Raw genomic sequence first — 11,043 nt, forward strand, 5'->3', positions numbered from 1 at the left:
GGGTCAGTAGATGTCGCATATGTCCGCCAAGAAGTCCTACCTGGCAGTGACCGTCAGCGCACTCGTTTTCGGCACGCTGCTATCGTTAGGCACGATCCTAATTCGGAACGTCGACCCTCCTGACAGGGACTGCCGCATCACATCGGGGACTGCGCCAACTGCGAAGTTGACACTCGATTGAGTTTCCAAAGCGGGGCCAAGGCAGCGATGCTGGTTGCTGAACACGACAGGCCAACAATGTCCGCCCGCATAGTGTGAAGCGAGCCACGGGAAGCAAAGTCCCACGACCGGTCGGTGCCGGAAGCGGGCGCGGGCTTATGGATAGTCCGATAAAAACTTCTAGGTGCGGCCCGGCGCGCGCTGAGTTACGGACGACGCGCGCCGGGTCTAACCAAGATGTTCAGGGGGATAGGAGGGATGCGGGCATTGACCCTCCACTGGGGCGATGCCATTGATCGGTCGCCGCAATCGGGTTTGCCCGAGATCCGAGGTCTGGCCGGCTCCCGACGTCGACCTGGATCGAGGAGTACGCGACCGAGCAGCCACTGTGGCCCGTCATTGACGCGGATGTTGACTTTCCTCGCACCCAACTGGTCAACCCGTGTTTTACGGGGCTTGTCATCCCGTCAGCATGCCCGCAGGATGGCGCATGCGGTTCCCCTCCTTTAAACTAGGCCGGGCGGACACTTTCCAAGCCCGGATGCAGCGAGCGCGAAGTGAGGGCTACTCACGCGGAGCGCGGGAGGCAAAGCTGTTTAGGCTGTCCGTCGGCAAGTCCTTCGACCGAGAGCAGGTACTCGACTGGCTAAGTACAGCGGCCGACGAGGGCCGCGCTGAACTAGAGTCTCAGCACGCGCTGGAGCGTGAAGTCGAGGCGTGGGACATGTCATTTCGAATAGCGTTTTTGGTCGAGATCGCCTGAGGACACGACTTCGAGAAGCTGCCCAAGCGATCCGTTGCTAAATCCATAGCCAAAGCCAGCGGGCCGCTGAATACATTCCCCATGAAAGAAAACCAAGCCAACTCAACATTGCTGCGCAGATCGCAGGAATCAGCGTGAAGCTTGCAAGTCTGCGAGGCCATGGCTGTGGGACCCTCGCAATGTTTCTTCTAGGAGTTGGTCCAACGGCGTGCCCAGCCCAACGGCGCGCGATTGAATTCTTTGGCAACAACGTTGCAACGACGGGCGGCAGGATGGCGTCAACCGGGATCTGTTTCATCTGATCTTACTCAAAACCGAACGCCGACGTCGTAGGCACTCAATTAACCTTCTTCCTCGGCACGGAAAGCGGCGCTTTTCTCCATGACGGCCTCCCTTTTGTGAGAGCTGAACATTCGCACAGAGCCTTGGTCTGTCCGCCCTACAACAATAGGAAAGATAGATATCGGCCCACTTGATTTGGATCAACGCCAGTCGAATTTGCTGGTTCGGGACTGAGAACTAGGGGTCTTTTTTGAATGCGATCAAACACTGCCAGAAAGTCGCGGCTCCTACTTCACCGCCGCGCGAGCAGTTGAATTTGCCGGAGATCGTCGGCCGGTATGGGTCATTTTCGGGAGCCTTCCGCAGACAAAACGGCGACAGTAATGGCCAAAGGAAAGGCCACCCAAGGCGGCCTTTCCAAGTCGCAAGGGCGCCAGGCTACGCGCCCTTTTCGCACTTCTTCATGAAACTGGTCTTCGCGGCACCTGAAAGCGGCTTGCCATCCTGACTCACCGCTTTGGTCGCGCAGGTGTCCGCCATGCATTTCTTCATGAATGAGGTCTTTGCCGCACCCGCGAGCGGCTTGCCGTCCTTGCCGACGGCTTTGCTGTCGCAGGCTTCCTGTGCGAGGGCGGCACCGCCGGCAAATGTCACGACCAGCACGGCCAACATCATTTTCCTGAGCATGTTTCTCTCCTTTCGAACGGTTTCAGTGATCGAATTTGATCCCAGACGTTTGCCTTGAGCAAGGGTGAAATGCCCAAAGCTGTTGCGCTGGTGACACAGAGAACGGCCGGAAACTGCGCCGTTCGACAACAGGGCCGGCACGTTAATCGTAATTCGGGTTCGCGATTGTCAGCAGCGTTCGGCGCGATATCTTCGCCGTTCTGGGGTCGATGATGTAGTTCCTCAAAGTGCCAAAGCCAGCGCGGCGATGTACTGAAGATTGGACTGCAGATGATCGAACGATCGATGGACGGCCTGCTGTTCTTCCGCGGGGGCCGAAAGCTGTACGCATGTGTCGCTTACAACGTCACGCAAACCAGCGCCCAAGTCCATTCAGACGAACTCGGACTTCTTCCGATAGATTTTTACATCACGTTCGACAAATTTCGAACAATTGCCCGATGCCGCCTGGTTTGGCGGTATCAAAACCGTATCGGCGTCGCTTTCGAAAAATGGGTCGTTGTTCGAGGAAAGGTCGCCGGTTCGGATTCTGATCCGGGCTGAGCCACGTCCGATGACGGCGCTCTCACTTCCCCGGCCACGAGGGTCTGCGCTTTTCGCCGAACGCCTTGAGGCCCTCCTTGGCGTCTTCCGTCATCGCCAATAGCGCGATCTGGCTTTCGGTGTAGGCGATGCTTTCATCGAACGACATCGAGGCGATCGCGCGCATGGCGTATTTGCCGCGCCGGATCGCGGTCGGCGACTTGTCGACGATGCGGCTGATCAGCCAGTCGAGCTTGGCGTCGAGCTCGGCCGACGGCACCACATAATTGAGAAGGCCGGCGGCCTGTGCGGTCCTGGCGTCGAAGGGCTCGCCGGTCAGCGCCCACTCGCTGATCAGGCGGCGCGGCGCGATTCCCTGCAGCAGCGCCATTACCTGCATCGGGAACACGCCGACCTTCACCTCGGGCAGGCCGAAGATCACGTGATCGGCTGATACCGCCATGTCGGTCATGCACAGCAAGCCCATGCCGCCGGCCATGCAGACGCCGCCGACCCGCGCGATCGCGGGTTTTGTCGCATTTTGCGAAAGCCGCAGCAGATCGGCGTAGTCGACGTTGGGCTTGGCAAAATCCATCGCAAAGGCAGCACCCGAGTTCTGCAGATCGGCGCCGGCGCAAAATGCCTTGTCGCCGGCCCCGGTCAGGACGATGACGCGGACGTCCCTGTCGTCATGCGCGGTGCGATAGCCCCTGGCAATGCCGGCGATCACCTCGCCGTTGAGGGCGTTGCGCTTGTCCGGCCGGTTGATGGTGATCCAGTATGCCTGCCCGCGCTTCTCGCATACGACGCTGTCGGTGTCGGTCATTGCCCTGCCCGTTTTGCCGGTTTCGGCGGACATTAACGGCAGGACGGGGCAGGACCGCAAGGGCGATTTAGCTGTTCCATGGCGTTTTCGAGCGAAGTGGGCACCGGTTCGCGTGAAGAAAACGCGTCAACCAAAAGATCCGAGCTTCGGTGCCGGTTCAATCAGAGCCGAAGCTCCAGGCGCCTGACGCGGCGGCCTTCTTCGCCCAGACCTTGTTGTCGTGGAATGCGGCGCCGCCGATCGGCGCGATCGACCCGGCGCCCGTCAGCGTATTGATGCCGCGGCCGCCGATATGGGCCTTGTTCGGGTGGATGGATTCGGCGATCAGCACGCCGCGGCGCAGGCCGTCGAACAATCTCGCCGTCAGCGTGGTCTCGCCCCTGTCATTGCCGAGGGTAACGGCGTCGCCGTCGGCAATCCCGAGCGATGCGGCGTCCTCCGGGTGGATCATCACGCTCGGCGCGCCCTCGCGCGCCTGCGACGACGGGGTTTCGTTGAAGGAGGTGTTGAGGAAGCTGCGCGACGGGCTGGTCGCGAGCCGGAACGGGTGCGCGTCATCCGCCTGCTCGATGATGGCCCAGTGATCCGGCAGCGCCGGCATCTGCTCCCAGGCGCCCATCAGGCCGGCATTGCCGATCGGCGGGTGCGCCCAGTCCGCCCTGAAATGGAATTTGCCGTCCTTGTGCGCGAAACCGTCGAGATAGTGCGAGGTGCGGAAATCCGGCTGCAGATCGCGCCACAGATCGGCCTCGAGCGTTTCGATGTCGCCATGGCCGCTCTTCTTCAGCGTGGCGTCGATCAGTTCGCGCGGCGTCATCTCAAAGCCGGGATGCACGGCTTTGAGGCGCCGGCCGAGGCCCTGCAGCACTTCGTGGTTGGAGCGGCATTCGCCTGGCGGGTCGATCAGCTTGGCGCCGACCGAAATATGCTGGTGGCCGCCGCCGTAATAGAGATCGTCATGCTCCATGAACATGGTTGCGGGCAGCACGATGTCGGCCATGGCGGCCGTCTCGGTCATGAACTGCTCGTGCACCGCCATGAACAGATCTTCGCGGGCAAATCCCTTGCGCACCAGCGCCTGCTCCGGGGCGACCGTCACCGGATTGGTGTTCTGGATCAGCATCGCCTTGACCGGCGGGCCACCGTGCAGAGCCTCGGCGTCCCCGGTCAGGATGCGCCCGATCTTGGACTGGTCCAGCACCCGCGTGGAATGATCGATCGCGTCGTGCCCCTCGATGATGGATTCATTGAACTTCCAGATCGCGTAATTGTTGAAGAACGCGCCGCCGCCCTCATACTGCCAGGCGCCGGTCACCGCCGGAATGCACGAAGCCGCGTGCATCTGCGCCGCACCATTGCGGCTGCGGGTAAAGCCGTAGCCGTAGCGGAAGAAGGTGCGTTTTGTCGTGCCAACCAGGCGGGCAAACGCTTCGATCTCCTCGACCGGCACACCTGAGATCGAGGACGCCCATTCCGGCGTGCGGGTCGCCAGATGCGCCTCGAGTTCGGCGGGGCAATCGGTGTAGCGCTCCATATAGGCGCGATCGGCAAGACCTTCGCGGAACAGCACATGCATCACGCCGCAGGCGAAGGCGCCGTCGGTGCCGGGCCGCAGCACGATCTTGATATCGGCCTGCTTCATGGTGTCGTTGTTGTAGATGTCGACCGCCGCGATCTTGGCACCGCGTTCCTTGCGGGCGCGCATCGCGTGCGTCATCACATTGACCTGGGTGTTGACGGGATTGGTGCCCCAGATCACGATCAAATCGGAGACGGCCATCTCGCGCGGATCGACGCCGGCGATCTTGCCGGTGCCGATGGCGAATCCGACGCGGGCGACGTTGGCGCAGATGGTCGAGTAGAAGCGCGAATACTTCTTCACATGCGCAAGCCGGTTGATGCCGTCGCGCATCACCAGCCCCATGGTGCCGGCATAGTAATAGGGCCAGACCGACTCGGCGCCGAACTCGCGCTCGGCCGCGTTGAAGCGATCGGCGATTTCGTCGAGCGCCTCGTCCCAGGAAATCCGCGCGAATTGCCCGGAGCCTTTCGGCCCGGTGCGACGGAGCGGATGCATCAGCCGGTCCGGATGATGGATGCGCTCGGCGTAGCGCGCGACCTTGGCGCAGACGACACCGGCGGTATAGGTCTGCAGCTTGGAGCCACGCACCCGGCCGATCGAGGAACCATCGATCACCTCGATATCGAGCGCACAGGCGGACGGACAATCGTGCGGACAGGTGGAATGCCGGATGTCGATCTTGGCCTGCTGGTTCATGACACAATTGCTACCATCAAAATCCGGGGCAGCCGAGCGCATTTATCCGGCATGGGGCGACGAATCAGCGGCGGGCCATGCGCTATGCGCCGAGGTACGCCCCGCCATTGCTGTGGATCGCCTGGCCGGTGATGTAGCGCGCGCCGGGGCCGCACAGGAACCGCACCGCCGCCGCAACGTCTTCCGGCCTGCCGCGCGCGCCGGTGATGGTCTGATGGACCAGATGATGGGCGGGTTCCGGCTTGTCCCTCGGCCGCGGCGTGCCGATCAGGCCTGGAACCACGCAATTCACGGTGATGCCGTCGTCGGCCAGGTCGTGGGCCAGCGCGCGGGTGAGGCCGACGATTCCCGCCTTAGCCGTCACCACATGGGCGCGGTCCTTTGCGCCGGTATGCGCGGAAAGGCCGCCGATATTGACGATGGTTCCGGCGCCGGATTTGCGCAAGGCCGGAAGGCAGGCCTTCACGCAATGGAAGGCGCCATCGAGAGTGACATCCATGATTTCGCGCCACTCGGCGTAGCTCATGTCGGCAAAAGGCCTCTCGCGCCGCAGCGCCGCATTGTTGACGAGGATATCGAGGCGGCCCAACTGTTCTATCGCCGCGTCCGCCATCGCGTGCACGGCCGCGGCGTCGGCAACATCGCCGATATGGACCAGCGCCTTGCCGCCCCTGGCCTCGACCTCGCGCGCAACCGCCTCGGCCTCGGCGCGGTTGCTGCGCGCATTGACAACAATCCATGCGCCACCATCCGCCAGTGCAAGCGCGATGGCCCGGCCGATGTTGCGCCCCGCGCCGGTGACGATGGCGACCTTGCCGCCGAGTTCGTTGGTGCTTGCCATGAATCTATCCTCGCAGCGACGAGAGATCGATGCGGCCATTGTAGAGCGATGCCAGCAATTTCAGCGTCGCATCGCTTTGCGTCTTGGTCCAGCCGCCATGCCGGGCGTTGAGCGCGAATTTATCCGCGACGTCCTGCCGGGTCAGCGGCTCCTGCGCGCCGCCGCGCATATGAGGCTGCCGCTCCTCGACCACGCTGCCGTCCTTCAGGGTCGCCCGGATGTGGCCGGTATAATTGTTCGGATAGGGATTTTGCGGGTCGATCACGAATTTCACCTTGGCCGCCAGCGCGAGCACGCGCGCATCGCCGATCGCGGCTTCCGTGAATGCGCCGAGCCCGACCCCGCCATGGACAAAGCCGGTCGCCAAGAGATACGGCGTGGCGAATTTGGCCGCATAGCCGTTCCCCGGGCGCTGTTTGGATGCCAAGGGCTCCCATAGCCGGTGCACCGTCCCCTCCGCCACCTCGCACACGATTTCGCCGATGTCTTCGGCCTTGACGCCGCGCGCGGCCAGCCGTCGCGCGCAATCGATGTAGGGCTGCGCCATCGTCCCGCAGGGATAGGGCTTGAACGCCAGCGTGTCCGTCACCCAGCGCGTACCGAAATCACCGGTCAGCGCGTCGTAGTCGCCGTGGGTGGTATGGGCAAAACCGTGGAACAGCCCGTGCACGCCCTCGAACACCGTGCGCGGTCCGACAAAGCCTTGCCGCGCCAACAGCGCGGCGCGAAGGCCCGATTGCGCCGCCCAGCCCGCATGCAGCCGCTTGGTCCAGGCGCCCTCGGCGAGATATTCGATGATGCCGCCGGCCATGCTGCCGGCAATCCCGAGCGCGTCCACGATCTGCCTGGCAGTGAGGCCGAGCGCGGCGCCGACACCGGCCGCCGCCCCCATCGCGCCGAATATCGCGGTCGGATGAAAGCCGGCCTTGTGCACGGCCTTCGGCACCACGAGGCTCAGCCGGCAGAGAACCTCGGTGCCGACCGCAATGCCCGTCAGCGCCATGCGGCCGTCCGGATTGTGCCGCTCGCAGGCCGCCAGCACCGCCGGCACGATCACCGCGCCGGCATGCACCGGACCGCCCTCAAAAGTGTCGTCGAAATCCTCGCCGTGCGCCGCGGTGCCGTTGACGAAGGCCGCGCCCGACGCCGTCAGCGTGCGGGTGTGGCCGATCACCGTGCAGGAGCCGTCATCGTCCCAACCCTCGAGCGCGCTACGCGCATAATCCTCGTTGCGCGCGGTGACGCACAGACCGACCACGTCGATCAAGAGGTCCTCGCATTTGTGCAAGGTCGGCGCCGGAAGAATGCCCGGCTTCAATGCAACGATCTTGTCGGCCAGCGTTTCGGCGACCGAGTTTTTTGGCAGTTGGGAAGTCATCGGCGCATCAGACGTGGAACAGTTTGGTGTAATGCGCCTTGATCGCGTCGCCCTGCTGCTCCACCGCAGCCGCGTCGTCCTTCATGGTCTTGATGTCCTTGAACGGCTTGCGCCCCGGCTTCTCCTCGGCCTGCGGATGCACCGAGCGCAGCCCGCCGACATCGATGATGAGCTGCTGGGCCTCGCGGCTGAAGCAGAACGACTGGAACAGTCTTGCGGCATTCGGATTGGGCGAGGATTTGAAGATGCCGTTGGGGCCGATGATCAGCGGCGACCCTTCCGTTGCATAGACCGGCTCGACCGGGCGGCCCTTCTCCTTGAGCTGGAAGATATTGTACTCATTGCCGTCGGCCATCACGGCGCGTTCGCCGAGGTCGAGCTTCTTCGGCGGATCGGCCGACGATTGCACCTGCATGACGTTCTGCTTCGCCAGCTGTTCGAACCAGCTCCAGCCGAGATCGCGCTGCATCTGGTAGGTCGCAGTCATGATGGTGCCGCTATAGCCGGGATGCGCCTTGACGATCTTGCCCTTCCATTTGGGATCGAGCAGATCGGCAAAACTCTTCGGCGCCTCCTCCTCCTTCACCAGACCGGTGTTGTAGGCGATGATGCTGAGCCAGACGCGGAAGCTGGCGAACTGGCCGTCGGCATCCCTGTGCTCGGCCGGATAGGCGGCGACGTCTTCCGGCACATAGGGCGCCAGAATGCCGTCGCGCTTCCAGACGATGAAATGCGCGGCGTCCGACGAATTCACCACGTCGACCGCATGGATGTTGCTGGAATATTCCTGGCCGATGCGCTGGAACACGCGCTCGGCGCCGGTGCGTTCGACGCGCACGGCGATCCCGGGATATTTCGCCTCGAATGCCTTCGCCAGTTTCTCGGCGACCGGCAGGTCGGTCGAGGTGTAATAGCTGATCTGGCCTTCCTTCTTCGCGGCCTCGATCAAGGCCGGCGTGACCGGCTCCGGCGGCGGCGCCGAGGCCATGACGCGGGTCGAGAACGCAGCGCCCGCCAGCACGGCACCGGAGCCCTTGAGCACGGTGCGGCGCGATATCCCCTGATGTTTCATCTTTTTGTCCCTTTGTTCGGGCGAGACTTGGACCCCGGAAGTTATCTTTTATTCCTATTGGGCATAGCGAGTCTTTCGTCGACAGGCGTCGTTTGCCGCTAGACTTTTCCGCCGGATTTGGCCAACAACCAGCACAGAACAAGACCAGAATTCCCGGGAGATCGACATGAGGGCCCCAAGGTTTGCGCTGGCGTTAGCGGCGGTCCTTCTTGCGATGCCCAATCTTGCAGCTACGTGTTTCGCGCAGGATTACCCGACCAGGCCGATCCGGATCATCGTTCCCTTCGGCGCCGGAGGGCCCGCCGACGTGGCGGCGCGCCTGATCGGCAATGCCTTGCAGGAGAAGTTCGGCCAGGCGATCGTGGTCGAGAACCGCACCGGCGCCGGCGGCGTGATCGGTACGCAGGAGGTCGTCAAGGCGGCGCCGGACGGCTACACGCTGCTGATGATGTCGAATACGCAGACGGCGAACGAATCGCTGATGTCGCCGGCGCAGCGCAAATACGAATTGATGCGCGACCTCGCGCCGATCGCGCCGGTCAATTCCGCCGACCTCGTCATCGTCGTGCACCCGCAGGTCGCGGCCAAGACGCTGGCCGAATTCATCGCACTCGCCAAGGCGCAGCCGGGGAAGCTGAATTACGCATCGTCCGGTACCGGCACGCCCTATCACATGGCCGGCGAATTGTTCAAGGCGATGGCCGGCATCGATGTGGTGCACGTCCCCTACCGCAACAGCGGCGAAGCGCGCTCAGGCGTGATCGGCGGACAGGTGCAGATGATGATCGACTCCGTGACGACGATGGCTCCGAACGTCGCCGCGGGCCAAGCGCGGGCGCTTGCCACCACGGGCAAGACCCGTTCCGCCGTGCTGCCCGACGTGCCGACCGCGAGCGAAGCCGGCGTGCCCGGATATGAGGCGACCATCTGGCTCGGGTTGATGGCGCCTGCGGGAACGCCAAAGCCCATTATCGACAAACTTAATGCCGGAGTTAACGAGGTTGTGAAGCGGCCTGACGTCGTCAAGCTATGGAAGGATCAGGGCGCGGTCCCGATGTCGATGACGCCTGAGGCGTTCGACAAATATCTGCGCGGCGATATTGCGAAATGGGCCGAAGTCGTCAAGAAATTCCCTGACAAGCCGCAGTAAGCCAAAACCCAAATCAAGGTCGTATTGCTCGATGCCAAGCGTTCGCTTTCGCCTCAATGGCGTCGAGACCGTTGTCGACGCCGATCCCGATGCGTCGCTGCTCGCCATCCTGCGCGGCAAGCTCGGCCTAACGGGTCCGCATTTCGGCTGCGGCGCCAATGAATGCGGCGCCTGCAATGTCATCGTCGGCGATCATGCGGTGGCATCCTGTGACACCCCGCTATGGTCGGTGGTGGACAAGGACGTCACGACCATCGAAGGGCTTGGACGCCCGGAGCAACCGCATCCGCTGCAGCGCGCCTTCATCGCCGAACAAGCCTTGCAATGCGGTTATTGCGTTTCCGGCATCCTGATGAGCGCGGCGGCGTTGCTGATGCAAAACCCGAACCCCACGAGCACGGAGGTGAAGGCAGCGCTCGACCGCAACCTTTGCCGCTGCGGCTCGCATAACCGGATGGTGCGCGCGGTGTTGCGCGCGGCGGCCGAGATGGCCGCGCCATGACGAATCCCGCGCCCTCCTCCGCGCCGAAATTGCCCGTCAGCCTCGCGGCCAACCCGCAGCTGTCGTCCTGGATCCGGTTCTCGTCCGTGGGACAGGTGATGGTCTCGCCAGGAAAGGTCGAGATCGGGCAAGGCATCGTGACGGCGCTGGCCCAGATCGCCGCCGACGAACTCGATGTCGACATCGGCCGGGTGCAGATGGTCCGCGCCTCGACGGCGGGCAGTCCTAATGAGGGCGTCACCTCCGGCAGTCTGTCGGTGCAGCAGTCCGGCCGCGCCATCCGGCAGGCTTGCGCGGAAATCCGGCAGATTTTTCTCACCGCGGCGTCCGATCAGCTCGGCGTCGGGACCGACGCGCTCGACATCACGGACGGCACGATCTCCGGACCCGGCAATATCAGGACCAGCTACTGGGAGCTCGCCGGCAAGATTTCGCTGGATCGTGACGCAACGCCAGGCGCGGTGCCGAAACAATGGGCGAAGCGCGCGGTGGCCGGCAATTCGGTTCAGCGGCTGGATATTCCCGACAAGGTTTTCGCCCATCCGCGATTCATCCACGATTCTGCGCTGCCGGGAATGCTGCA

Annotated in this window: 10 protein-coding genes; 4 read left to right on the top strand and 6 right to left on the bottom strand. The window is 63.2% G+C overall.

What is annotated here, in order from left to right; genetic code table 11:
* Positions 1–1,642 precede the first annotated feature (1,642 nt).
* Positions 1,643–1,891, bottom strand: coding sequence for a hypothetical protein (locus QZ213_RS17250; protein ID WP_291687308.1), 249 nt, complete (start codon positions 1,889–1,891; stop codon positions 1,643–1,645).
* A 270-nt stretch (positions 1,892–2,161) separates the two neighbouring features.
* On the opposite strand from QZ213_RS17250, the gene QZ213_RS17255 reads away from it, so the two are divergent.
* A complete protein-coding gene (locus QZ213_RS17255; RefSeq protein ID WP_291687299.1) occupies positions 2,162–2,434 on the top strand; it encodes a hypothetical protein in 273 nt (90 codons plus the stop codon).
* 22 nt (positions 2,435–2,456) lie between these two features.
* Here the strand turns inward: QZ213_RS17255 and QZ213_RS17260 are convergent, their stop codons facing one another.
* The 5 genes from QZ213_RS17260 to QZ213_RS17280 form a co-directional block, all read right to left on the bottom strand.
* A complete protein-coding gene (locus QZ213_RS17260) occupies positions 2,457–3,239 on the bottom strand; it encodes an enoyl-CoA hydratase/isomerase family protein (protein ID WP_291687300.1) in 783 nt (260 codons plus the stop codon).
* A gap of 157 nt (positions 3,240–3,396) precedes the next feature.
* A complete protein-coding gene (locus QZ213_RS17265; protein WP_291687301.1) occupies positions 3,397–5,517 on the bottom strand; it encodes a molybdopterin oxidoreductase family protein in 2,121 nt (706 codons plus the stop codon).
* Positions 5,518–5,599: 82 nt separating this feature from the next.
* Positions 5,600–6,358 (bottom strand): 3-oxoacyl-ACP reductase FabG, encoded by a 759-nt coding sequence (gene fabG, locus QZ213_RS17270; protein ID WP_291687302.1) that lies wholly within the window; start codon positions 6,356–6,358, stop codon positions 5,600–5,602.
* A 4-nt stretch (positions 6,359–6,362) separates the two neighbouring features.
* Positions 6,363–7,736, bottom strand: coding sequence for an MmgE/PrpD family protein (locus QZ213_RS17275; protein WP_291687303.1), 1,374 nt, complete (start codon positions 7,734–7,736; stop codon positions 6,363–6,365).
* A 7-nt stretch (positions 7,737–7,743) separates the two neighbouring features.
* Positions 7,744–8,808, bottom strand: a complete 1,065-nt coding sequence (locus QZ213_RS17280) for a substrate-binding domain-containing protein (protein WP_291687304.1) — start codon at positions 8,806–8,808, stop codon at positions 7,744–7,746.
* A 166-nt stretch (positions 8,809–8,974) separates the two neighbouring features.
* Between QZ213_RS17280 and QZ213_RS17285 the strand changes: the two genes are divergently transcribed.
* The 3 genes from QZ213_RS17285 to QZ213_RS17295 form a co-directional block, all read left to right on the top strand.
* Positions 8,975–9,958 carry a tripartite tricarboxylate transporter substrate binding protein gene (locus tag QZ213_RS17285; protein ID WP_291687305.1) on the top strand — a complete coding sequence of 328 codons (984 nt, stop codon included), beginning with the start codon at positions 8,975–8,977 and terminating at the stop codon, positions 9,956–9,958.
* A 31-nt stretch (positions 9,959–9,989) separates the two neighbouring features.
* A complete protein-coding gene (locus tag QZ213_RS17290) occupies positions 9,990–10,460 on the top strand; it encodes a (2Fe-2S)-binding protein (RefSeq protein ID WP_291687306.1) in 471 nt (156 codons plus the stop codon).
* On the top strand, positions 10,457–11,043 hold a 587-nt coding region (locus QZ213_RS17295; protein WP_291687307.1), incomplete at its 3' end, for a molybdopterin cofactor-binding domain-containing protein. The genes QZ213_RS17290 and QZ213_RS17295, both read left to right, overlap by 4 nt.

It is taken from the genome of Bradyrhizobium sp., assembly GCF_017881085.1.
Classification (GTDB): Bacteria; Pseudomonadota; Alphaproteobacteria; order Rhizobiales; family Xanthobacteraceae; genus Bradyrhizobium.

What these genes read in the sequence shown, in the direction of transcription:
- QZ213_RS17250 (WP_291687308.1), bottom strand. Translation starts at nt 1,891, where the DNA reads ATGCTCAGGAAAATGATGTTGGCCGTGCTGGTCGTGACATTTGCCGGC.
- QZ213_RS17255 (WP_291687299.1), top strand. Translation starts at nt 2,162, where the DNA reads ATGATCGAACGATCGATGGACGGCCTGCTGTTCTTCCGCGGGGGCCGA.
- QZ213_RS17260 (WP_291687300.1), bottom strand. Translation starts at nt 3,239, where the DNA reads ATGACCGACACCGACAGCGTCGTATGCGAGAAGCGCGGGCAGGCATAC.
- QZ213_RS17265 (WP_291687301.1), bottom strand. Translation starts at nt 5,517, where the DNA reads ATGAACCAGCAGGCCAAGATCGACATCCGGCATTCCACCTGTCCGCAC.
- fabG (WP_291687302.1), bottom strand. Translation starts at nt 6,358, where the DNA reads ATGGCAAGCACCAACGAACTCGGCGGCAAGGTCGCCATCGTCACCGGC.
- QZ213_RS17275 (WP_291687303.1), bottom strand. Translation starts at nt 7,736, where the DNA reads ATGACTTCCCAACTGCCAAAAAACTCGGTCGCCGAAACGCTGGCCGAC.
- QZ213_RS17280 (WP_291687304.1), bottom strand. Translation starts at nt 8,808, where the DNA reads ATGAAACATCAGGGGATATCGCGCCGCACCGTGCTCAAGGGCTCCGGT.
- QZ213_RS17285 (WP_291687305.1), top strand. Translation starts at nt 8,975, where the DNA reads ATGAGGGCCCCAAGGTTTGCGCTGGCGTTAGCGGCGGTCCTTCTTGCG.
- QZ213_RS17290 (WP_291687306.1), top strand. Translation starts at nt 9,990, where the DNA reads ATGCCAAGCGTTCGCTTTCGCCTCAATGGCGTCGAGACCGTTGTCGAC.